The sequence below is a fragment of the Nodosilinea sp. FACHB-141 genome (genome assembly GCF_014696135.1).
GTDB lineage: Bacteria > Cyanobacteriota > Cyanobacteriia > Phormidesmidales > Phormidesmidaceae > Nodosilinea.
Genome location: NZ_JACJPP010000021.1, coordinates 131,038 through 153,333, shown reverse-complemented (window position 1 = coordinate 153,333; position 22,296 = coordinate 131,038). Strand labels below are relative to the sequence as shown.

Here is a 22,296-nt window from a genome sequence, read left to right as displayed (position 1 = left end):
ACCGCTTCTAAAAAACGCTTATCTAAGTGTTAGTTAGATGCCAGTATAAAAGCAAAGCTTGAATCTTTGCCGACCTTATATAAGTCTAGGAGCCAAGTTTTCGGAATCTATCTTAGGGATGAACTTCAAGCAACTTTTTAGGGTGGATTCACTCTTCGACTAGTTAAATTCGGCAGCAGGATGCCCAAGGCTTTATCAAGCAGATGCTGATGCTCAAAGTATTAAGGTTTTGGCAGGCCTCAATGCTCATGCTGCTGCAAGCAGAACTCACAAATAAAAACTGCTGGTTTAACTCAAGAAAAATCGCAATCAACCACCATAAACTGAAGTTATTGAGCTAGGTTTGCTCAATAAACTCCTATCCGCTGTAAACAAAACAGCGGTTCAGTTCAAGTCTTTTTGATAAAGTCAAGCTCGACTAAATATACTTCTCCGCCTGAGCTTTACTCCTCACATTTTTGGGCGCAGGAATAGACATCTTACTTGTAATTGATGGGCCTGAGATATTAACTAACCTCAATGGCTGCCCGCAACTGTTGTAGCGATCGCCCCAAGGCGACAAAATCTGAGTTTTGGCTCAAGGCTGCTAGGATTTCTGAAGTGCTGTTGTCAACAATGCGGTTGTAGGCTTGAATAGCTTCCTCTAATAGGGTGGGGTCAACGGCTAGGGCCGTAGAGCGAGGCTGGGGTTGAGGGGGAATGAGCCCACTAACCGTGTTGAACAGCGCCACTAGATCGCGGTAGTCGGCTCCGGCTAGAGCCATTTCAGTGAAGGGAGCTACCTGACTGGGGGTGAGGCCAGTTGCAAAGGCGGCGGTCAAGAAACCGGTAGTATTGGCAATTTGCGCCAAGGTGCCCCGTAGGGGTGCCACCATGGGGGTGCCACCCTGAAGCGTAAACACCGCTGAGGTAACCAGGATAGTATTGCTGCCGCTGGCTTGAGAAACGGTTGGGGCGGCAATCCCAAGGGTTCCCCGACTGCTAGTTAGGGAGACGCTTTCACCGTTGGCGATCGCCGCTGCCGCTGCTGCCGCCATGTCATCTACCGTCTCAGCAGCATCTTCGGCCTCGCTGGGGCCGCTGGCGCCCACAGGGCTAGGGATGGTCAAGCTAATTTCTCCTGGCGTGGTCAGGAGAACGACCAGGACTGGGTTGGTGCCCCTGAGCCCCTGAGCAATTTGATTGGCCGAGGTATTGAGCGCCTGCTGGGCCGCGGTGGTCAGGGTGATATCTCCGGTGGTGGGGTCTACGGTGGCGTTAGCAGAGGCTGACTCCAGCTGCTCTTCCTGGCATCCGACTGGTTCCACCTCTTGATCCGCCTCTTGATCCACCTCTTGATAAATGCATAGGGTAGAGGCACCGATAGGCAACAAATTTGAGCCGCCGACGCTGACGCCGCTGCTTAGCCCCGTAGGGACCGAACCACCGTGTCCGGGCAGGGCGATCGCCAAGCTGCCGCTTACCAGAATTAGCATGAGCCATGTTTGCCGTAGCGGGCGCGCCAGTTTGTCCACGGGGATTCTCCTAACTAGGAATGAAGTGCAGTTGATGTCGAAGGGAGCAGTAGCAGAGTGAGAGGGGCTTAAAATCGGGGACCGAAGTTAAAGCCGTAGCCGATACTCAACACTGCGACGGAACCCGCCCGCGTATTGTTGCCGACGTCGCCATAGAGCAAGTTGAGGGTAAGGGGTACCGTGGTCACTGGCACAATGGAAGCTCCCACATTTAGACCCACACCACTCCAGGCAGTATTGATAGAAAATTGTGGATGCACTTGGAGCCCAACGCCGGCAAACACTCCTACATCGCTGCTTTCACCGCTGAAAGCACCGCCCCCTAGCCCTAGGGAGGCGGTAATGGGCAGACGGTTACTGGGATGTTCTGGCTGGAGTAGATGAGCCGCCGTGACCACACCGTAGGGACTGGCCTCGCTGCCGTTAGTATTGGCACCATAGGACGCAAAATTATTGATCCCCACGGCGGCGGCCACCTGGGTTTCTTCATCGCTGTAGACCTGACGATGAATTTTGGCGTCGAAGCCGCCGTTTTCGCCAAACCGTCGCACGCTCTGTAGGTTGTAGGCTAGCTCAACCCCTACGGCCCGGCGCGAGTCGCCTAACCCAAAGCCCATAGAGAGACTACCATCGGCCTCAGGGCGAATGCGGTCGGCTCCAGCTAGCGAGGCGCTAAAAAACACATCTCCCCAGTTGGCCCCAAAGGCCGATGGAATGCCGGCATTAGGCGAGGGGGGAAAAGAGCGTGTAGCTCCAGCGGTGGTCGTGAGCGGTGCGACGCGCAGACTGTCGCGCAGCTGGGTCGCATCGGAAGATGACGGTGTGGCTTGAGCGGTGGTGACGGGAACCGTATCGGCAGAGAGCAGGGCTGCGGTTAGCTCTACTGGCGGCGCGGCTAGGGCGGTTCGACCAGTCGACAGAGTGGGTCGAGGGGACGGTAAGGCTAGAGCGACGTTGGAACTCTGTCCGGCGAATGACGGTAACTGTGGCTCTCGCTCAGCGGTCTGACGAGCTATCGCTGGGGAAGGCAATGGGGCGGCTACAGGAATTTGATTAGCGGCGGTGTTTTCAGACGAAGTGCTACGGTTGGCTCGTGAGGGCAGCGGCGGCAGCTGTGGCTCCCGGCTTATGGTTTCAGACTGAGAGACTGGTTGGGCAGGGTCACCCTGGATCTCCAGACCGTAGGCGGTGCGCAGGTCGCGCAGCAACGCTTGAACCGCTGTTGACCGCGATCGCAGGGCTGCCACATTAGGGGGCTGCTGCAACCCGGTACTAGAGGCGGATGTCACTGCCTCTGAGGCAGGGCGATCAAGGGTGGCCTCTGGGGCTGGGGGGGGCGCGATTGGCGTTGGGGTGGCAGCTAAACGCTCTACTGCTGTAGGAATTGCGGGGCGAGGCGCTACCCCAGGTAGCTGAAGAACCTGGGCGGGTTTGCTGGCTGTGGGTTTGGTGCTAACTTCAGCTGGAGTAACGGTTGGCGCGGCCTCGGTGCTGTCAGCAACGTTCTCAATAACTACCGGGGTAGCAGGTGTGTCGATGGAAGGGCTGGCGATCGCAGCCTGGTTACTGTCTACGGCCTCTGGCATTTCGGCTTGAGTCACCGCTGGCGTTGGCGCAGGGGTGACTGGCAGATCTGCCAGGGTATTGACTGAGGGTTCTGGGCTCACCAATGCTGGGTTTGGTGCGGCAGCAGGGGCGATCGCGGGGGCCTCTGGCACTGCTGCCGGGGCAGCTATGACGGCGGGTTCTGAGATTTCTGAAATACTGCTTTCTACGGCAGCAATGGCCGGAGCCGATGGCTCTGTCTGAGGGATGACGACCGCTGTTGCTAGCGCTGGCTGCTGAGCAGCAGTCGCTGCTGCGGCCACAACAGGGTGATTTCCATCTGGAGTCCAGGCGGGTTGGGGCACCCCCTGCTCGTCGATCTGAGGTTCGGTGGTCTGGGCCGACGGTTCGGGCTCCATCACCGGGTGCGGATCTACAGCTAGAGCTGTACCCAAACTAGGATCAAGGGCTACAGCTAAATTGTCAGGGGTGGCTTCAGCCTGTGATGGCAGCAACCCTAGCCCAGCTAGTCCTAATAGTCCGCCAGTAATTAGTGGTCTTGATTTGCGCTTCATTCCCTATTGCTCCTCACATCCCGTTGTTATCACCACACCTGCTGTTCACAGGGCAACCACCGACTAACCGTCATTGATCCCTGCGGCCACTCTAGGGCGACCGTAGTAACCGTAGTAATAGTCGTAGCCACTCTGACGGCTGTGGGGCACACCATTGACCACCAGACCCAGCAGCGGAGCCTGGACTGTGTTGCCCAGGTCGGCCAGCACCCTTTGGATCTCCGCTCGCTCAGACCGATTGAGTCGCACCACTAGCAGTAGCCCATCGGCGTGGGCTGCGGCCAGCTTGGCATCAACCATCCCGCCTGCTAGGGGTGGGGTATCAAAAATCATTAGGTCAAAGTGGCGGCGGTACTGCTCAGTAATCTGCTGCATTTTGCGCGATGACAGCAGGCGGCCAGGGGCGGGGGGCCGTGCCCCTGCCGTTAGCAAGTGTAGGTTGGGATTACCCGGTATCACCTGAACTAGATCCATGGGGTCATCGAGGGGTTGAGTAATCAGATCACTCAACCCCTGACGGTTTGGTTGGCTAAAAATCAGATGCTGACTGGGCTTGCGCAGATCACCGTCAATTAACAGTACGCGGCGGCCCATGTTGGCGGCAGCAATGGCCAAGTGGGCGCATATGGTTGATTTACCCTCACCGGGCTCTGAGGAGGTCAGCGCTACCACCTGTATAGGGGTATCAGAGCTGAGCATGCGCAGGTTGGCCTCTAGTGAGTAGAATGCCTCGGCAAAGCTAAAGGAGGTGTATAGCTTGTGGGGACTCTGGTTTTGAGTGAGTACATCGGCCATGGTGGCAGATAGATTGGGCACCATCAGCAGGGGCTGCTTTTGCAAGGCTGAGGCATTGGGTACCCCAGCTAAGTTGGGCAGTTGAGTCGCTTTGATCAGTTCGTCAGTGCTATGAAAGGCTTGGTCGAGGCGATCGCGCAGCAGTGCCGCAATCCCTCCCAGCATCAGGCTCAACACCGCGCTGAGCAGCAGTTTGCGAGGCAGATTGCTCGTTTCGGCAATGCTCGTCTCATTTAGGGGAGAAATCAGCTCCCACGGTGACGCCTGCCGCGCCATTTGAAACCGCAGATCTTGCCGACTTGCCAAAAGCTGATCGAGGCTAGTCTCCGCTACGGTCAGCTCGCGGCTAATCTGCTGATACGACCGGGAGAGGTCTGCTAGCCGCTGAATCTCTGCCCGCAGCTGCTGCACAGCCTGGCCAATTGCTTGATCCTGAGTTTGCAAGACCTGCATTTGGTTGGCGGTGTCGACCAGCTGCTGCATCAGATCTCGACTTACTGATCCTTGGTAGCCCAAGGTTTCGGCTTCTACTGCCGACCCTACGAGGCGCTGGGCTTCCGCCTCCAGCAGCGGTAAAAGCTTCTCCCGCTCGTCTGTCAGCGCTTCGATCATAGGAGTGTCAGCCTGAAACCGGGCTGACTCTGCGGCAATGGTCTGCTCGATTTCACGTAAATCTTCCAGCAGCGACTGGTAGGTCGGTGACTCGTTGAGGTTTGCCACCCGAATGGCGGTATTGGGGTCAAAGCCTACCTGCTCCCGCAGATTTTCGTAGAGGGGATCTAGGGCAGTCAGCTCCACCCGCAGCTGTTCTTGGTCAGACAGCATCTGGTTGAGCCGTTGGGTAACGCTTTCGCTGGTGGCGTTGACATCGACTAGGTCATAGCGCTTTTGAAACTCGCTGAGCTCCCCCTCAATAGCCGCAACTTCCTGCCATTTTTCCTGCAGCTGTTCATCTAAAAACGTCAGACCTCGGCGCAGCTCCCCCTGACGGTCCTGCACACTGTAGTTGACAAAACCTTCGACCACCTGGTTAAGCACAAATCCTACTACCGCTGGGTCAGCGTTACTGTAGCTAATGCGCAGCACCTTAGATTCGCCTTCTTGGGTGATGTCGAGGCCGTTGAGTAGGGAATTGTAGTTAATGTCAGGGTAGCGCTGCTGAATCTTATCCAAAATAGGATTGATCACCGCCGGACCGCGCAGCACTCTAATTTGGCTAGTGTAATCAAGGCTAGTAGAGACTGATGGGCTGGGGACTCCGGTAACTGTGTCTAGGCCCGGAGTATTAGCGGCGGTAACGGGCTCCACCAAGAGGCTAGCGCTACCGCTGTAGGCTGGCGGACGGCTGAGGTGCCAAAGGGTGAACCCTGCCAAGGAGAGGGCCGCCACACCAAGAAATACGCCCGCTCGACGCCTGAATACCCCTACGAGCCGATTGAAGTCTACCTCATCTCTCTGCTCCACCAAGGATGGCGGCGCCATAACAGTCATAAAACCAGGCTTGGCATGGCCGTGACCGTTGCCGTTGGTTTCATGGGTGGAGGAATGGGGGAAAGGCATAGGATATGTCTGGGAATACTCCCAAGAGTTCGTTAATTTATAGCTCAAAACTTCAAAACTGACCTAGATTCAGATCTGATTGAACCTAAACCACAAGTTTTGATGCGGATTTAGACTGCCGCCGAGACGCGGTGTTAAAAGCCGAGTATCCGCAAGACAGTAGTCAGAGACGTAAAAGGGCTCAGAAAGAGTCCTAGGGTGTCGCCAGCGGCGGCGGCGATATTGCGGTCCACAATCACTACGTCGTTGGGACGCAATATCGGGTTAGTGGTGTCGTTAGCAGCCGCAGATAGATCGACGTTCACGGTGCGTTGGTCAACGCTGCCATCGGGGTTGAGCCGGACTAGCTCTACCGTGGAATTCCGGGCCCGACTGCGCTGAAATCCGCCTGCGGCCAGAATGGCCTGGTTTAGGGTGGAGTTAGCGGGCAGCGTTACCCCGCCGGGGCGTGCTACTTCACCAACTACCTGCACTGGTATTTCCTCTGGAGAAAAGTTGGCGCTAGAAATCGCCACTGACTCCTCGGGCACGATCGCTACGGCTTTGGGAATCACAATGGTGTCGCCGTCGCGCAGGCGCACATCTTGGCTAATGTCGCCAGTGCGAATTAGTTCCCACAGACTGGTAGTGAGAACGGCCTCACCCTGGCGCTGGGGCCGCCGCACCTGAATATCTTTAATGTTGGCCTGCTGGGTAATGCCCCCCGCTTCCTGAATTACCTGGGTGAGGGTGGGCCACTGGCGACCGGCCCCAGCGCTGCCCCCGCTGGCTTCGGCCTCTAGCTCAATGGTGTAGGTGCCGGGGCGGTTGACTTCGCCAGCCACCACCACCCGCACGGGGCGGACCGACAGCAGCGTGACAGTGAGTTGAGGCGGTCGGGTCAGCAACGGGGCATAGCTAGCAACTAGGGCCTCCTGGGTTTCGGCTAGGGTCAGCCCTTGCACGGCTACTACACCAGCCATGGGGAGAGACAATGTGCCATCGACCAGCACCTCGTGAATGCCGTTTTCGGGGCCACTGAACTCTGGAATGTTGAAAATATCGATGCGGATGCGATCGCCCGGCCCCAGCACATAGGCCTCAGGAAAACTCTCCTCAGCTGTGCCTAGTCCAGGTTGTGGCCTTTGAATAGGTAGCGGGGTAGCCTCCTCAGGCTCTGTCGGATTGGTTAGGGGCAGGGTTTCTGCCAGGGCTCTACCAGCTAAACCACTGAAGGTGGCGGCGACCATTAGCACCCCCATTCCCCAGTCCATCGGTTGAAAGCGGGCCATTATTGACCTCCTTGGGCTGTCCGGACATATCGTATCAAAATGTTACGGGTGCACCACGAGTTCATGATGGGCGATCGGCCTAGGTTTGCCCTCCGTAGTTCGCAAAGGTTTACCTTCGCTAGGCAAAGATAGCCGGACTAGTCGTTGTTTAGTGGCAGAGAGTTTACGCCTGAGATGGCATTGGACTGAAGCTCCCGCTGTACTTGCTCAGCTAACCAGGTGTTGAACAGCTCGTCGATCAGACGTTGGCGAGTGGCGTCATCCAATCGGGCCGGCAAAAATTTTTCCAGGCGCACCACCACAAACCATTCGCCGACGCGAGTTGGAGGCCAGAGCTGCTCGGGTTGGCTAATGGAGAGAATTCGGGCCAGGGCCGGGTGGGGTACCGACAGCTCTACGGGGCCGATCAGGCCTCCGGTTTGGGCCTCTTGCCCTTCGGAATACTGACGGGCTAGGTCGGCTAAGGGTTGGCCGTCGTCTTTGATGCGAAAGTAAAGCTCTTGGGCCAGGCCAGCATCGCGGGTGCGAATTAGAGAATACAAAACCCGATCGAGGTGGCCCTTGCGCTGTAAGAAATAAGATTCGACCTGGTGCCCCCAGGTGTCGAGCTTATACTGCTGAAGCTTTCGAGCCCGCTGAGCTAGCGCCAAAAGATCGTCTTCGGCCAGCCCGCGCTGGGTTAAAAACCCTTGCTGTTGCTCGGGGGTCGTCACCTGATTGGCCTGCAAAAACTGGTCTAGGGCCTGGGCGCTTTGCTCTAGGGTGAGGGTGGTGGCGGCGATCGCTTGGTCAATTACTAGTTCTTTGATCAGCGCGGGCAACATCCCGTAGCGCTGTAGCCGGAGCACAGCATCGGCGGGAGTCAACACCTGGTCGCCGATGTGCAGCATTGGACTGGGCTCTGGGTTAGCAGGACTGTTCACAGACAATAACGCGTTAGCAAGCTACGTAGCCCAACCTTATCGCATTATGCCAGGGCATCTCGGTCGATTAGACCGCCCGATCGCCGAGTTTGGCCAAATTTTGGGTTGCTATTCGCAGTCGTCCGCTCGCTGGGAAACAGCAATTTTGGGTTAGTTATAGACCCTTGACTGGGCTGCTACAATCCAGCCAACCTATTTTTCCTCTTCAAGGATCACACCATGACCCCGCCGCCCATTCCTGTGGTGTCTTACGCAGATTTAATTGGCCCTACGGCGGTGCGACAGCGGGCGATCGCAACCCTGGGCCAGGCCCTAGAGGACATTGGCTTCTTTATTTTGGAGCCCCACCCGGTGTCGCCGGAGGTGGTACGGCGAGCTTACCAAGTAGCTGCTGAGTTCTTTGCCCTACCCGATGCTGCTAAAACCCAGTACTCCCTATCCCAGCATGGCGGTGGGGGCTTCTCGAGCTTTGGTAGCGAGCAGGCTAAGGGCCACACTTCGCCCGATCTCAAAGAATTTTGGCACGTCAACCGCTACAGTCTCACTGCTACCGATTCGCCCTGGCCCCAGGAGGTGCCCTCCTTTCGCCCAGTGATGACCCGCCTATATGAGCAGCTCATGGCCTGCGCAGAAGTTCTGCTGGCAGCCTGCGGTGACTATCTAGGCCAGCCCAACGACTGGTTAGTGGATATGGCTCGCGGGGGCAACACAGTGCTGCGCCTAGCCCATTACCCGCCCGTGGGCCAACCTGCCGCCGGTAGTCTGCGAGCCGCCCCCCACGAAGATATCAATCTCATTACCCTGCTCTGCGAGGCCACCGCCCCTGGGCTCGAAATTCTCACCCAGGATGGGCATTGGCTACCCGTCAAAACCACCCCCGGCCAGATCGTGGTGGATACTGGCGATATGCTGCAAAACCTCACCAACGGGCTGTTTAGAAGCACTACCCATCGGGTGGTCAATCCTCAACCCAGCAACCAGGCCCGCCTATCAATGCCGTTTTTTGTCCATCCCCGTCCCGAGATTGACCTGACCCCGGTAGGTAGTTTGATCGATCGCACTGGGGGAACGCCTCAATTTCCTCCGATCACTGCCGCTGCCTATCTAGCCCAACGACTGGGGGAAATTCAGGTAGAGCCGGTGGTGTAGGGGGTGGGGAGTAGGGAGTGAATGGGTAGGTAAGTGGCTGATAGCTGAACAATCTACCCCCTTACCCCTTACCCCACTTCATCACGCTCCAATTCCTAAGCGACCGGCCAGGCTAGGGGTGAGAGGCAGTAGCACCGTCAGGGCTAAAAACAAGGCCAGCAGACCGAGGGCGGCGCGGGCGTCGTTGGGTTCAGAAATATCGTTGAGGCAGGGGCGCTCTAGGGTGCGCTGCAAGATCACAATCACCCCAGCCCAGTAGAGGGCTAGGGGGTTGGCCAACGCTACCAGCGCCAGCACTACCAGGGTAAATACCGTCGTGCGGTTGGCGGTTTTGCGGCCGTAGATGGCCTGAACCATGCGGCCGCCATCGAGCTGCCCGGCTGGCATTAAATTGAGGGCGGTAATTACCAGTCCTAGCCAGCCCATGATGGTGAGCGGGTGAATATCCACCAAGGGCTCTTGCAGCGCTGAGCCCAACACTACCTTGGCCAAAGCCCCGATCAGCACCGACCCCTGAAAGAACCCAGAGGGAATTTGAAAGGCGCTACCAGGGTGCGACAACAGCAGCCCGCCCACCAGCATGGCCAAGGAAATGATGCCTCCAGCAGCTGGCCCGGCCAGGGAGATGTCAAACAGCACGCTGCGGTTGGGCAGCAGGGACTCAAACCGGGTGAGGCTGCCAAAGGCCCCAATCTGCCAAGCGGGGATGAGGAAGGGCGGGCTGAGGCGTACTCCGTAACGGCGAGCGGCAATCCAGTGGCCGGCTTCGTGGCTGAGCAGGATCACCAGTAAGGCTACTAAAAAAGGCAGGGCGGCCCGCCAGCGAGAAAAGTCTTGCAGCAGGTCGAAGCCCTGCAAAATCGCCCCGGCTTCTAGGCCGGTAAAAAGGGTGGCGATCGCCAGCACCCCGGCCAGTGCCCACTGGGCTGGGGTGGTTTTGACCGGGTCGGCGGTGGCGGGCAGCACCACTACCGTGGGCTTTTGCTCCAGGTTTTCGACTAAAAACAGGCGGTAGCGATCGCCTAGTCGTTCCTGCAATCGTTCTGCCAGCTTGGTCTGGGTAGCCGCCGGTTCACCCCGCAGGTTGCCGCGAAAAATCGCTCCCTGATCGTAGGGAATCGTCTCGGTGCGAAAGTAGGTGTCGAGGCCAAAGATGCCTTCAATCTGCGTCAGATCTTCGGCGGGAATGACTATAGTGTCTGGGGTGGTTGGGGCTGGGGTAGGTTGATCGAGAGGCTCTAGGCGATCGGTAGTCTCAGGGGCAGAGTCCATCGCTGGCGCGGGCCGTTGGGTCGAGAGCATGTCTTGCCCCAGAGCGCGCAAGCGTCGTCCTATATAGATATAAAGGCCCGTAGACCCCAGCAACAGCAGCAGCACCCCCGCCAAGTTGACGTAAACACCCAGGGCAAATAGCCCAAAGAACAGCAGCCACGGGGCCATCAGCACCACCGATTGCAGCCAGGCCAAGATGCCTACAGTGCCGTAGGGCGAGGCCCGGCGGTAGCCCCAGACTAAAATCGCGATCGCGGCCAGCAAAATCAACCCAGTAATCACCATAATGCCGCTGCCCCTACCCTCCTCAATATGTGCTGAAACGCCCGTTTTAGCGGGCAAAATCCCCATCAGTCTACCGTCGATAGGCCGGAGCCGCCTAGTCGAGGTTAGCCGTCTTAGCCTATTGATGGGGCAAACCCAGCCCAACGACTATAGTTCCAAGGTTAAGGTGCTTAAATATAGCCAGACAATTTGCCCTTTGTCGTCGTATCCCAGGGGCCTAGTTTTGATCTTGCTCATTGTTGCGCGCCCATGACTCCCCCGACCCCTGACCCTGCCCAGCCACCGCTACCCACCGCTACCCCAGATAACGGCACAGTCGCTACCCCAGACCAGTTGGCCGGGCCGCTCCCTGGCGACAGCGTAGCGGGGTCTGTGCCGGGTGCCACTCGGCTCGACTTAGACCCTTCCGACCCGACAAACGTTGAGCCCCTGCTGGTTGACTCTACGGTCACCTCGGCCAGCGCGATTACTATCGTGGCGGTCGCAGTGATTGGGCTGGGGCTAATCACCGGCAGTTTTTGGCTCACCCTAGCTGGATCTTTGGTGGCTACCCTGGTGTCGATTCGGCTCATGTGGCCCTTTCTGCAAGAGGTGCTGGGGGAGCTGTCTGCCCGGCAGCAGTCGCTGCTGATTGCCATCCCAGGGGTTTTAGTGGGGCTGGCGGGGCTAACGAATATCACTGGCATTAATCGGGCCATTTTGACCTGGGGGCTGACTCTGCGGTGGGATATTCTGGGAGCCTTGGGAGACTTTTTGGGGGCGATCGGGCAAATCTTCATCGCCTTTTTGGCCCTGTTTGTGGCCTGGCGGCAGTACGTTATTTCCCGCGACCTGACCAAGCAGCAGAACCTGATTACCCAGCAGCAGACTATCGACTCCTACTTTCAGGGCATCTCAGAACTGGTGCTAGATGACGAAGGCCTGCTCGAAGACTGGCCCCAGGAGCGAATCATCGCCGAAGCCCGCACCGCCGCCATTCTCAGCAGCGTCGATGCTGGGGGCAAGGCCAAGGTCATCCGCTTTCTCTCGCGGTCTAAGCTGCTCACCCCCCTGCGCCGCGACAATCGCTTAGGCCGCCCTATCCTAGACGGCCGGGGTGGTTATGAAGAAGACCGGCTGACTGGCACTCGCGTCATCGACCTGGGAGCTATGCTGGCCGCCGCCGACCTGTCGGGTAGCGATCTGCGCTGGGCCGACCTCAGCGAAACCAACCTGATTCGCGCCGATCTGCGTCGGGCCGACTTGGTAAGAACCAATTTTGCCCGCTCTATTTTGTACCAAGCTAATCTGTCTGGAGCCGATCTAATGGAGGCGCGGCTTTTCTATGGAGATGCTGCCACCGCCACTCCCCGCACCCGCACCGGCGCGCCCGACTACACCACCGGAGCCAACACCGGGGCCGTAGTTGAAGGGGCTAATTTTAGCGGCGTGTACCGCCTGTCTGAGGAACAGCGCCGCTACATTGGAGCCTGGGGTGGTGAGGCTACCCGCGCCACTGTTCCCGGCGGCTGTGAGGATATTCCTAACCGACTGGGACGTTAGGGTAAGGGGGGGATGAAATGGATTAGTTTTGAGTTTTTGCAGTGGGACTTTAATGCACAACTCAAAGTTCAAGACTTTCTCACTTAAACTCTGGCGTTGCCCCCAACTTGCGCAATGCTAGCGATACCTTCATACCCAGGTAGTCGCTGGCATTGCTAAACCATGAGCTGGCGAGGGGAATAGCCTGGCTGGGGTGATGGGCGATCGCCACCGCAATCAAACCAAACTCTTCCGTCATGCGGTTGGTGGAGTCGTACAGTAGCCATCCGCCTCTAGTAAATCCCAAGGCCTGCAAAGGGTGTGACCTAAGCGATTAAAGCCTCATAGATGGCCGTTGTGATCTGGGCGAGTTGCTGGGGCTCAATAATGTATGGCGGCATGGTGTAAACCAGACGACCAAAGGGGCGCAGCCATACTCCCTGGGCGACAAAACGGGGCTGTACCACATCCATATCCACCGGTTCATGCAGCTCTACCACTCCGATCGCTCCCAAAACCCGCACATCCTTCACCGCTGGCAGGTTGCGGCAGGGGTTTAGCTCCTGCTTGAGCTGAGTTTCTATGGCGTGTATCCTTGCGGCCCAGTCGTAGCTTTCCAACAGGTTCAAGTTTTCTAGGGCCACTGCGCAGGCTAGGGGGTTGCCCATAAAGGTGGGACCATGCATGAAAACTCCCGCTTCTCCCTGGGCAAAGGTTTCGCTGATATGCTCGGTAGTGAGGGTGGCCGCTAGGGACATAAACCCGCCCGTGAGGGCTTTGCCGACGCAGAGAATATCCGGCGCGACGCCTGCGTATTCGCAGGCAAACAGTTTGCCCGTGCGGCCAAAGCCCGTAGCTATTTCATCGAGAATGAGGAGGATGTTGTAGCGATCGCACAGTTCCCTTGCCCGGCGCACATACTGCGGGCTATAAAACCGCATGCCCCCCGCCCCCTGCACCACCGGCTCAAAAATCGCGGCGGCAATCTCCCCGTGGTGACGCTGCAAAATCGCCTCAAAGCTGGCCAGGTCTTTCTCATCCCACACACCCTCAAAGGGAATTCGAGGTGCATCGGCAAAATACTGCTCCACCAAGCTGTTGCGAAATAGGTGGTGCATGCCATTCACTGGGTCGCACACTGCCATTGCTGCAAAGGTGTCGCCGTGGTAGCCGTTGCGAATCGTCAGAAAGTGCTGCTTTTGCGGCTCTCCCCGGTTGTGCCAGTACTGGATCGCCAGCTTCATGGCTACCTCGACCGCCACCGAGCCGGAATCGCAGAAAAACACCTGCTGTAAGGGCTCTGGCGTTATTGCCACCAGCTTTTGAGCCAACTGCACCGCCGGTTGATGGGTCAGCCCGCCAAACATGACATGGCTCATGCGGCCCATTTGTTCCTGGGCGGCCTGGTTCAACTGGGGGTGGTTGTAGCCGTGAATGCAGGTCCACCACGACGACATGCCATCGACCAATCGCTCCCCAGTTTCTAGTTCCAGATAAACTCCCTGGGCCGATCGCACCGCAAACAGTGGCCCGGTGTTAGGCATAGCCGCGTAGGGATGCCATACATGGCGACGATCCAGCGCTATCAGTTGATCCGTGGGAAGCCTATCCATCATGGGCTAACAGGCTAGAGGACAAATGCCCTGAGTCATAGGTTGTCCTCAGTTAATAGCGGCTCTAGCATAGTAATCAACTCCGGGACATCGATACTGACGGCATCCCAAATAATCTCGGTGTCAACCTGATCGTATTGGTGGGCAAGAATGTTTCGCATTCCCACAATACTTTGCCAGGGAATATGGGCATGGCAGGCCCTATATTCATCGGAGAGTCGATTTGCAGCTTCACCAATGACAATAATCTCGTACAGAATAGCGGAGCAGGTGCGACGATCGCTCTCTAGGTCAGCCCGATCAAAACCTTCGGCAAAACTTAAAATCTCTCTAGCTGCTTGCAGCATGTCAACAATCCATTGCTGATCACGCACTATAGATAACCTGTGCAGATGCCAAGATTACTTGACGACGAATAGCGTTATGGCTTTGCTCAATAGACTTCTTGCTGACCAAATCCACTTTTCGGTTGAGGATAGCTTGTAACTCATGCTGCATTTTAGCTAGGGTGAGTAACCCCTTACGCGCATTTGGCGCAAAGGTGATCAGCACATCCACATCGCTATCATCTCGAAAGTCATCGCGTAGCACTGAGCCAAATAGGGCAAGTTCGGCGATGCCCCAGCGCTGAGAAAATTCTGCCAGTTGGAGGGGAAGAATGCCGAGGCGCTCATAAATTTGGGGAACTGAGCTAGCTAAAGCCATGAACGCGATCGCAATTTTTGTATCTAAGTGTTCTCTTCTTTCTTAAAGGTTGACTAACCACAGATGCATGATGCCGATAGCTTACGCCAGAAAGGCATTGACGTAATTCAAATAGGTCTCCGGGTCTTCGAGCATAGGGAAATGCCCAGTATTTTTTACCAGGGCATACTCGACTTTGGGGTTCAAAGCCGCTGCCGTTCGCCCCAGCTCCGCCGGGGTGATTTTGTCAAACTCTCCCGACACCAACAACGTCGGCACGGTAATTTTGGCAAACTCAACAGGCATCACCTCTGTCGCCTTTTTGCTGACCGAGGTGAAGATAGTGCCGAGGGCAGTGGCGTAGTCGGCGTTTAAAAAATCGTCTAAAAACGCAATTTTCTCCGCAGCGGGAATGGGGCGGCTGAGGAACCGGGCCATAAAGAAGCGCGGTGCCAGCGGAATTTTCCCTAGCCACTTGGGCCGGAAGGCCACCACGTATCCGCCAAACTTGTAGAACGCCTCAAAGGCAGCTTTGTCGTACTCAAAAATGCCGTTGCAGGTGAGAATGGCGCGATCGCACAGCTCCGGGTACTGATTCAAAAAGTACACCGCTACCGACGCCCCCATAGAGTGGGCGTTGATCGAAACCTTGGGCAGATTCAGTGCCTTCAACAGCTCGGCCAAATCGTCTGCGTAGGTGTCTAGCTCGTAACCTCGTGCTGCAGCCTCTGCTTGCTGATCGGGAGACAGACGCGATCGCCCAAACCCACGCATGTCGTAGAGCAGGCAGTCATAGCGATCACTCAATGCCGTCGCCGTACTCTGCCAGTAGCGAGCCGAACCAGCCCAGCCGTGGATGAAGACCATCACCGGTTTTGAAGAACTGGGATCGCGCGGCGTATTGGTGCCGACCCACTCGTAGTAGTGGTTAACCTGGTTGACGTTAATGTAGGGCATGGCTAAGCAGACTCGGGCTTAGGCATAGACGAGGGATGCAGCAGCAGATCCGCAGTAGACCGCTGCTCCACCATCTCTCGGGTGATCGTGCAGCGCTTCAGGTCTTTGCGCGAGGGCAGCTCATACATAATGTCGAGCATCAGCTCTTCGATGATGCCGCGTAGGGCGCGGGCACCAGTCTTGCGACGATAGGCCTCACGGGCGATCGCCCGCAGTGCATCTGGCTTAAATTCAAGCTGCACGTTGTCCATCAGCATCAGCTTTTGGAACTGCTTCACCAATGCGTTCTTCGGCTCAGTCAAAATTGCCATTAGCGATTCTTCGTCCAGCGGCTCTAGCACCGAGGTCGCTGGAATTCGGCCAATAAACTCAGGTATTAAGCCAAACTTCACCAGATCGTCGGGTTCCAAATTGCGCAGCACGTCAGCAGTACGCTTTTCGCGCGAGAACTGCCCTTCGCCCGGCTGCACAAAGCCAATCGATTTTTTGCCAATCCGCTGTTCAACAATTTTTTCTAGCCCGACAAAGGCACCGCCACAGATAAACAAAATGTTGCTGGTGTCGATCTGAATGCAGTCTTGGTAGGGGTGCTTACGGCCCCCCTGGGGCGGCACGTTGGCTACGGTACCCTCCAGCATCTTTAGCAGCGCCTGCTGTACGCCCTCGCCAGACACATCGCGGGTGATAGAAGGGTTCTCGCTCTTACGGGCGATTTTGTCAATCTCGTCAATGTAGATGATGCCGCGCTGGGCTTCTTCCACATCCAAGTCGGCCACCTGGAGCAGCCGCAGCAGAATGTTTTCCACATCCTCGCCCACATAGCCCGCCTCGGTGAGGGTAGTGGCATCGGCTACGGCAAAGGGCACTTCGAGAATGCGAGCCAGGGTCTGAGCCAGTAGCGTCTTACCGCAGCCCGTGGGGCCAATCAGCAAGATGTTTGACTTCTGTAGCTCAACGACATCGTCAGCTGCTTCTCCCTCAGACCCTTGCAGATAGCTAAGGCGCTTGTAGTGGTTATAGACCGCCACCGACAGGACCTTTTTGGCCTCGTTCTGGCCAATGACGTGATCATCGAGATAATTCTTGATTTCCCGCGGCTTGGGAATTTGGTTGAGGGCGATGGCTGGAGCGGTACGCGGGCGATCGGCAGTGGGAGTATCGCGCCGGGGCACGGGCTGGGCAATCGCAGTGCCCGAATCAAACAGCTCTTCGTCTAAAATTTCGTTGCACAGGTCAACGCACTCGTCACAGATGTAGACCCCCGGCCCCGCAATCAACTTGCGCACCTGCTCCTGAGACTTGCCGCAAAACGAGCACTTAAGATGGGAGTCGTACTTAGACATAAAATAATGACCCTAATTTAGTGCAGTCATAGTGGGGGCGGCGGGAAGATATTGCTGCTCAACAACATCGTCAATCAGCCCGTAGGCCTTTGATTCGGCGGCAGACATGTAAAAGTCGCGCTCGGTGTCACTCTCGATACGCTCTATTGGCTGCCCGGTGTGATGAGCGATCAGCTCATTCAGCCGGTTCTTGTGGTAAAGAATCTCCCTCGCCTGAATCTCGATATCTACGGCCTGGCCCTGGGCACCCCCTAGTGGCTGGTGAATCATAATCCGCGAGCTCGGCAGGGAGAGGCGCTTGCCCTTAGCACCGGCACAGAGCAGAAACGCGCCCATGCTGGCCGCTAGCCCAAAGCAAATCGTCACCACATCGGGGCGAATTTGCTGCATGGTGTCGTAGATCGCCATACCCGCTGTGACAGAACCGCCTGGAGAGTTGATATAAAGCTGTACATCCTTCTCAGGGTCTTCAGCATCCAGGTAAAGAAGCTGGGCAACGATGGAGTCGGCTACCTCATCCATCACCGGAGTGCCCAAGAACACGATGCGCTCCCGCAGCAGGCGAGAGTAGATGTCAAACGCCCGTTCCCCGCGGCCCGATTGCTCTACAACGACGGGCAACATGCTGCGAACCTGGTTAGCGCTAAGGGCAGACTGGCTCAAGCTCAAGATAGGGCTACTCAATGGGTTCGATGCAATCATAGTGGGTTTGCGCGAGATTTCAAGGGCTTAGGAATATTGTGTTATTAGCAGAGCGCCCAGGTCACAACCAGTTAAACCAGGCGGGTAAACTAACAAGCCATTGGTTAGCCTACCCGACATTATGCCCCAAAAAATTAGGTTCACGGGGCGGGCTAACCGACGGTTTACCGAAATCTATAACCGGCTCAAGCGTCTTTAGCTGCTTTTTTGGTCTTGCCGGCCTCGGGCTCACCCTCATCATCAGCTTCGGTAGTCTCCCCGGCATCGTCCGCTACTGCAGTGGCCTCGACCTCAATGGCATCGCTCTCAGAATCGTCGGTCTCGACCACGGTGGCTTCAAGGGCATCGGCTTGGTCAACGATCGCTTCCTCTTGCAGAGTGCCTTCGGGCACCAGCTCAACTGTGTTGGCTTCCTCTAGCCAGGCCAGAATTTTTTCCTGGAGCAGTTCCTCAGTCAACACCTGCTTGAGGCGATCGGGGTCGATCTGGCTGGGGTCTTCTACCTCGGCCATGGCTTCCTTGATCTTTTCTTGCAAAGCCTCTTCTTCGATCTTAATGCCCTCTTGCTTGGCCACTTCCCCTAAAGCTAGAGTGCGGCGTAGGCGATCGATCGCCTCAGGACGGGTGCGCTGGCGCATGCCGTCAACCAGCTCCCGGGACAGCATTTTGTTGACGTCAATGCCCTGACGGCTGAGCTGCATGATGGTTTGGGTGAGCAAAAAGTCCACCTCTTTCTGCACCAGAGTGTTAGGAATTTCGGCTTCTAGGTGCTCCACTAGAGCTTTGACGAGGGCCGCATCTTTATTGGCCTTAGTCTTCTCATCAGCCTCTTCCTGGTATCGCTCGATCAGCGAAGTGCGCAGGGCTTCGATGGTCTCAAATTCACTGATCTCCTGGGCAAAGTCATCGTCGAGTTCGGGCAGCTCCTTCTCTTTAATTTCCTTCAGGGTGATAGAGAACACCGCTGGCTTGCCCGCTAGCTCGGCTTGAGAGTAGTCGTCGGGGAAGGGAATCTCGACATCTTTGGCCTCTTCTAGGGCCATGCCGATGATGCCCTCCACAAAACCGGGAATGAACCGCCCTTCCTCTAGCTCTACCTGGAAGTCGGTGCCAGAACCGCCCTGAAATTCCTCAAACTCACCGCTGTCGGTTTGAACTTTTCCAACAAAGTCAATCACCGCTACATCGCCAGCCTGAGCGGGGCGATCTTCGATGGGCACTAGAGTAGCCAGATTGTTTTGGTACTGGGCTAGGGTGCTGTCGACTCGCTCGGGGTCAGGGAGAACTTCTTCGGCCTGTACGGACAACCCTTTGTAGGTTTTTAGGGTGACTCGGGGGGGAACGTCTACAGAGGCTTGAATGGTGATGGGCTGACCGGGTTCGTACTGACTGATCAGCTCTTCAAAGCCGCTTTTCAGCTGGTAGTTGCCGATCGCATCAATTTCTTCTTGCTTGATGGCCTTATCGACTGCATTCTGCACCAGCTCTTCGATGACCGCTGCCTTAAACTGGGTCAACCCAACCCGTTGCAAAAAGACCTGCTTAGGCACCTTGCCCTTGCGAAAACCCGGCACATTGACCGTCCGCATCATCTTATTTAGCACCTGATCGTAGGTCTTTTGGGACAGATCAGCGGGAATCTCGATCTCTAGTCCTACCTGGCTGTCGGGCAGTACTTCCTGAGTAACTTTCATGGGGTCTTTTGGCTAACTAGACGGCGGCTGCGCGCGCTCCAAACCAGTAAGGAACTTTTGGCGCAATTAATAAGCATACTCCATCGTCACAGCTTGGCCGTCATTCCTTGGCTTTAGTCCACAATTCTGAGCCTTTAGGCTTTGGTCTTAAGGGCATTAGCCCATCAATGACGCGGTTAGCAGTTTTGTTATTTCCTTATATTTGAGTCCTGTCTGGCTAGCGGCGAAGCTGTTTGTTAGCCCAAGGCGAAATGTTAGTATCGGCTGATGCAATGCGTTCTTATGAGTAGGTTGAGGTGGCGCTGTGTCGAACGGGCTAAGAGTTGCAATCATGGGGGCCACTGGGGCCGTAGGGGCAGAGTTGCTAGCGTTGCTGGATGAGCGATCATTTCCTCTAAAAGATTTGACTCTGCTGGCGTCTCCCCGGTCGGCGGGCACCACGTTGACTTTCAAGGGCGAAGAGATTCCTGTTCAGGTGCTGGGCGACGGTTCTTTTGACGGCATTGACCTGGTGCTGGCATCGGCAGGCGGCTCGGTGTCTGAGGAATGGTTGCCCAAGGCCGTCGCGGCGGGTGCTGTCTGCATCGACAACTCCAGCGCCTATCGAATGGATCCCTCCGTGCCCCTGGTGGTGCCTGAGGTAAATCCTGAGGCAGCCCGAACCCATCAAGGCATTATCGCCAACCCCAACTGCACCACAATTCTCATGGCCCTGGCGGTATGGCCGCTGCACCAGGTGAATCCTGTCCAGCGCTTGGTCGTAGCAACCTACCAGTCGGCTAGTGGGGCCGGAGCGCGAGCAATGGAAGAGGTGAAGCAGCAGGCCCGCGCTATTCTGGCCGGAGAAGAGCCGGTGGCTGAGGCGTTTCCCTATCCCTTGGCGTTTAATCTGTTTCCCCACAACTCGCCCCTCAACGAGCAGGGCTACTGCCAAGAAGAAATGAAGATGGTAAACGAAACCCGCAAGATTTTTGGGGCTGACAGCCTGAGAATTTCGGCTACCTGTGTGAGGGTTCCCGTACTGCGGGCCCACTCTGAAGCAGTTAATATTGAGTTTGCGGCACCGTTCTCCCCCCAGGAAGCTAAGGCGTTACTGACCAAGGCTCCTGGAGTCAAGGTGGTTGAAGACTGGGCGCGGAACTACTTTCCTATGCCTATGGAAGCCAGCGGCCAGGATGATGTGCTAGTAGGCCGCATCCGTCAGGATATTTCGAACGCCAATGCTTTGGAACTCTGGCTCAGCGGCGATCAAATTCGCAAGGGGGCAGCCCTAAACGCGGTGCAGATTGCTGAACTGCTGCAAGTTCCCCAAGCCGTTGGGGCTAGCTATTAAGACTGACGCTGAGCGGATCCAAAAAGCTTTGGGTAATCCTTAAGGGTAGGTTACCAAGATGGACACCGATCGCTTTCTCGATCATGCTTAGCAGTTAGTAGGCAGCTAGCAGTTAGTAGGCAGCTACAGGATGGATGGTGGTGACATCTGTGGACGCTTTGGGTAAACCCAGTTTCCAAGTCGCGATCGCCGCTCAAATTGTCGGTATGGTGCGCCCACCCCATTGGGCTTTCCATTCTAGAATCTTTCCCAGGGCCGACCCGCTAGGGGCGAACTTGGTATAATCTCAGGGTCATTAAACTTCGTAGGACATAAGGCATTTCGGGTGACGTATTTTGGCAGAGTGCTAACGGCAATGGTGACGCCATTCTCTGAAGAAGGCTCCGTTGACTATGCCGTGGCTGAGCGCCTAGCCGACTACTTGGTAAACAATGGCAGCGACGGGCTGGTAGTGTGTGGCACTACAGGCGAGTCGCCCACTCTGAGCTGGCAAGAAGAGTATCAGCTATACAAGACGGTTCGCGAAGCGGTGGCTGGCCGTGCTAAGGTGATCGCAGGTACTGGGTCTAACTCAACCTCTGAGGCCATTGAGGCTACTCGCCATGCCTGTGAGCTGGGACTAGATGGGTCTCTACAGGTGGTGCCCTACTACAACAAGCCCTCCCAACAGGGGCTTTACCAGCACTTTAGCCAGATTGCGGCAGCGGTGCCCGAGCTGCCCATCATGCTGTACAACATTCCGGGACGTACGGGTTGTGCGTTGGCAATTGAAACCACTGCCCGCCTGGCAGAAATATCGAATATAGTAGCTATCAAGGAGGCTAGTGGAAGTTTAGACCAGGCCAGTCAAATTCGTTACTATACCCCTGCCGAGTTCGGCATCTACTCTGGGGATGACTCATTGACTCTGCCGATGCTCTCGGTCGGCGGCTGCGGGGTTGTGAGCGTAGCCAGTCACCTAGTTGGCCCTCAGATTCAAGCGATGGTGCAGGCCTACGAAGCCGGAGAGACCCGGTTGGCCACCAAAATACATTTGCAGCTGTTGCCTTTATTCAAGGTCTTGTTTGTCACCACAAACCCAGTGCCATTAAAAGTAGCTCTAGCACAGCAGGGATGGCCGGTAGGGGCAGTGCGATCGCCCCTGTGTATGCCCGATGATGAGTCTGTGAGTGTTGCGATCGCAGAGGTGCTCCAGCAGCTCTCTGACCAGGGTATTCTAGCCACCAAAGCATAGGTTAGTAGTGCCGTTAGGCTGTGAGTGGTCGCATCAGCGCTTCGTTTACTTTCAAACTGGTTTCGGCTCGCCTCTCTGGCAAGAGCTGCTTACTTCTCTAGCTTTCTAACAACTGAATAGTCCGTTTATCCTTTCGTTCTGTGTGAACCGTATTTATGGCTCTATCTGTATTGTCTATGGCCCTAGCTGCTCTACCTATCGATGTTGCGACATCGAACTGGGCCTCAACTTCCTTTTATAGTGGCTACTCTCAACAGCTAGCACTCTAATCGTGTTGGATCTTGGCAAGCAAACGGCCGCACCCGTTGGGGTATGGCACAGCTCAA

The 22,296-nt window shown here is 56.3% G+C and carries 18 protein-coding genes; 4 read left to right on the top strand and 14 right to left on the bottom strand.

The genetic code is table 11. The features are described 5' to 3' along the window. Positions 1-506 precede the first annotated feature (506 nt). The 5 genes from H6F59_RS21570 to H6F59_RS21550 all read right to left on the bottom strand — a co-directional run bounded on the left by H6F59_RS21570 (position 507) and on the right by H6F59_RS21550 (position 8,183). The gene (locus H6F59_RS21570; protein WP_190705431.1) at positions 507-1,514 is read right to left on the bottom strand and encodes a hypothetical protein; all 1,008 of its coding nucleotides are present in this window, start codon (positions 1,512-1,514) and stop codon (positions 507-509) included. A 68-nt stretch (positions 1,515-1,582) separates the two neighbouring features. Next, positions 1,583-3,634: a hypothetical protein gene (locus tag H6F59_RS21565; protein ID WP_190705428.1), complete on the bottom strand. Its 2,052-nt coding sequence runs from the start codon at positions 3,632-3,634 to the stop codon at positions 1,583-1,585. Between the two features lie 63 nt (positions 3,635-3,697). Then, on the bottom strand, positions 3,698-5,989 hold the full coding sequence (locus tag H6F59_RS21560; RefSeq protein ID WP_190705424.1) for a polysaccharide biosynthesis tyrosine autokinase: 2,292 nt from the start codon (positions 5,987-5,989) through the stop codon (positions 3,698-3,700). Between the two features lie 134 nt (positions 5,990-6,123). Continuing rightward, the gene (locus tag H6F59_RS21555; RefSeq protein ID WP_190705420.1) at positions 6,124-7,260 is read right to left on the bottom strand and encodes an SLBB domain-containing protein; all 1,137 of its coding nucleotides are present in this window, start codon (positions 7,258-7,260) and stop codon (positions 6,124-6,126) included. A gap of 137 nt (positions 7,261-7,397) precedes the next feature. Further along, complete coding sequence (locus H6F59_RS21550; RefSeq protein WP_313887283.1) at positions 7,398-8,183, bottom strand: peptidylprolyl isomerase; 786 nt, start codon at positions 8,181-8,183, stop codon at positions 7,398-7,400. Between the two features lie 219 nt (positions 8,184-8,402). On the opposite strand from H6F59_RS21550, the gene H6F59_RS21545 reads away from it, so the two are divergent. Beyond that, positions 8,403-9,332, top strand: a complete 930-nt coding sequence (locus H6F59_RS21545; protein WP_190705416.1) for an isopenicillin N synthase family oxygenase — start codon at positions 8,403-8,405, stop codon at positions 9,330-9,332. An 81-nt stretch (positions 9,333-9,413) separates the two neighbouring features. Here H6F59_RS21545 and H6F59_RS21540 read toward each other — a convergent pair whose 3' ends face one another. Continuing rightward, the gene (locus H6F59_RS21540; protein WP_190705932.1) at positions 9,414-10,889 is read right to left on the bottom strand and encodes a site-2 protease family protein; all 1,476 of its coding nucleotides are present in this window, start codon (positions 10,887-10,889) and stop codon (positions 9,414-9,416) included. A gap of 249 nt (positions 10,890-11,138) precedes the next feature. Here H6F59_RS21540 and H6F59_RS21535 point away from each other — a divergent pair, with 249 nt between their 5' ends. Then, on the top strand, positions 11,139-12,431 hold the full coding sequence (locus tag H6F59_RS21535; protein WP_190705413.1) for a pentapeptide repeat-containing protein: 1,293 nt from the start codon (positions 11,139-11,141) through the stop codon (positions 12,429-12,431). 79 nt (positions 12,432-12,510) lie between these two features. Here the strand turns inward: H6F59_RS21535 and H6F59_RS21530 are convergent, their stop codons facing one another. The 8 genes from H6F59_RS21530 to tig all read right to left on the bottom strand — a co-directional run bounded on the left by H6F59_RS21530 (position 12,511) and on the right by tig (position 19,403). After that, positions 12,511-12,717, bottom strand: coding sequence for a hypothetical protein (locus tag H6F59_RS21530; RefSeq protein ID WP_190705409.1), 207 nt, complete (start codon positions 12,715-12,717; stop codon positions 12,511-12,513). A gap of 19 nt (positions 12,718-12,736) precedes the next feature. Further along, positions 12,737-14,023, bottom strand: coding sequence for an adenosylmethionine--8-amino-7-oxononanoate transaminase (gene bioA / locus H6F59_RS21525; RefSeq protein ID WP_190705928.1), 1,287 nt, complete (start codon positions 14,021-14,023; stop codon positions 12,737-12,739). Positions 14,024-14,058: 35 nt separating this feature from the next. Then, on the bottom strand, positions 14,059-14,397 hold the full coding sequence (locus tag H6F59_RS21520; protein ID WP_199325916.1) for a DUF86 domain-containing protein: 339 nt from the start codon (positions 14,395-14,397) through the stop codon (positions 14,059-14,061). Beyond that, entirely contained in the window at positions 14,390-14,728 is a 339-nt protein-coding gene (locus H6F59_RS21515; RefSeq protein ID WP_190705405.1) for a nucleotidyltransferase domain-containing protein, read from the bottom strand. Before H6F59_RS21515 ends, H6F59_RS21520 begins: the two co-directional genes overlap by 8 nt. Positions 14,729-14,809: 81 nt before the next feature. Then, positions 14,810-15,664 (bottom strand): alpha/beta fold hydrolase, encoded by an 855-nt coding sequence (locus H6F59_RS21510; protein ID WP_190705401.1) that lies wholly within the window; start codon positions 15,662-15,664, stop codon positions 14,810-14,812. Between the two features lie 2 nt (positions 15,665-15,666). Then, positions 15,667-17,007, bottom strand: coding sequence for an ATP-dependent protease ATP-binding subunit ClpX (clpX, locus tag H6F59_RS21505; RefSeq protein ID WP_190705396.1), 1,341 nt, complete (start codon positions 17,005-17,007; stop codon positions 15,667-15,669). A gap of 12 nt (positions 17,008-17,019) precedes the next feature. Beyond that, on the bottom strand, positions 17,020-17,709 hold the full coding sequence (clpP, locus tag H6F59_RS21500; RefSeq protein ID WP_190519297.1) for an ATP-dependent Clp endopeptidase proteolytic subunit ClpP: 690 nt from the start codon (positions 17,707-17,709) through the stop codon (positions 17,020-17,022). A 185-nt stretch (positions 17,710-17,894) separates the two neighbouring features. After that, positions 17,895-19,403 carry a trigger factor gene (tig, locus tag H6F59_RS21495; protein ID WP_190705393.1) on the bottom strand — a complete coding sequence of 503 codons (1,509 nt, stop codon included), beginning with the start codon at positions 19,401-19,403 and terminating at the stop codon, positions 17,895-17,897. A gap of 304 nt (positions 19,404-19,707) precedes the next feature. Here tig and H6F59_RS21490 point away from each other — a divergent pair, with 304 nt between their 5' ends. After that, complete coding sequence (locus tag H6F59_RS21490; protein WP_190705388.1) at positions 19,708-20,736, top strand: aspartate-semialdehyde dehydrogenase; 1,029 nt, start codon at positions 19,708-19,710, stop codon at positions 20,734-20,736. Between the two features lie 325 nt (positions 20,737-21,061). Beyond that, on the top strand, positions 21,062-21,970 hold the full coding sequence (dapA, locus tag H6F59_RS21485; protein ID WP_190705376.1) for a 4-hydroxy-tetrahydrodipicolinate synthase: 909 nt from the start codon (positions 21,062-21,064) through the stop codon (positions 21,968-21,970). The last annotated feature ends 326 nt before the right edge of the window (positions 21,971-22,296 follow it).

Coding starts and splice junctions, on each gene's coding strand:
- H6F59_RS21555 (WP_190705420.1), bottom strand. CDS start 7,260: ATGGCCCGCTTTCAACCGATGGACTGGGGAATGGGGGTGCTAATGGTC.
- H6F59_RS21540 (WP_190705932.1), bottom strand. CDS start 10,889: ATGGTGATTACTGGGTTGATTTTGCTGGCCGCGATCGCGATTTTAGTC.
- clpX (WP_190705396.1), bottom strand. CDS start 17,007: ATGTCTAAGTACGACTCCCATCTTAAGTGCTCGTTTTGCGGCAAGTCT.
- H6F59_RS21545 (WP_190705416.1), top strand. CDS start 8,403: ATGACCCCGCCGCCCATTCCTGTGGTGTCTTACGCAGATTTAATTGGC.
- tig (WP_190705393.1), bottom strand. CDS start 19,403: ATGAAAGTTACTCAGGAAGTACTGCCCGACAGCCAGGTAGGACTAGAG.
- H6F59_RS21515 (WP_190705405.1), bottom strand. CDS start 14,728: ATGGCTTTAGCTAGCTCAGTTCCCCAAATTTATGAGCGCCTCGGCATT.
- bioA (WP_190705928.1), bottom strand. CDS start 14,023: ATGGATAGGCTTCCCACGGATCAACTGATAGCGCTGGATCGTCGCCAT.
- clpP (WP_190519297.1), bottom strand. CDS start 17,709: ATGATTGCATCGAACCCATTGAGTAGCCCTATCTTGAGCTTGAGCCAG.
- H6F59_RS21510 (WP_190705401.1), bottom strand. CDS start 15,664: ATGCCCTACATTAACGTCAACCAGGTTAACCACTACTACGAGTGGGTC.
- H6F59_RS21560 (WP_190705424.1), bottom strand. CDS start 5,989: ATGCCTTTCCCCCATTCCTCCACCCATGAAACCAACGGCAACGGTCAC.
- H6F59_RS21565 (WP_190705428.1), bottom strand. CDS start 3,634: ATGAAGCGCAAATCAAGACCACTAATTACTGGCGGACTATTAGGACTA.
- H6F59_RS21535 (WP_190705413.1), top strand. CDS start 11,139: ATGACTCCCCCGACCCCTGACCCTGCCCAGCCACCGCTACCCACCGCT.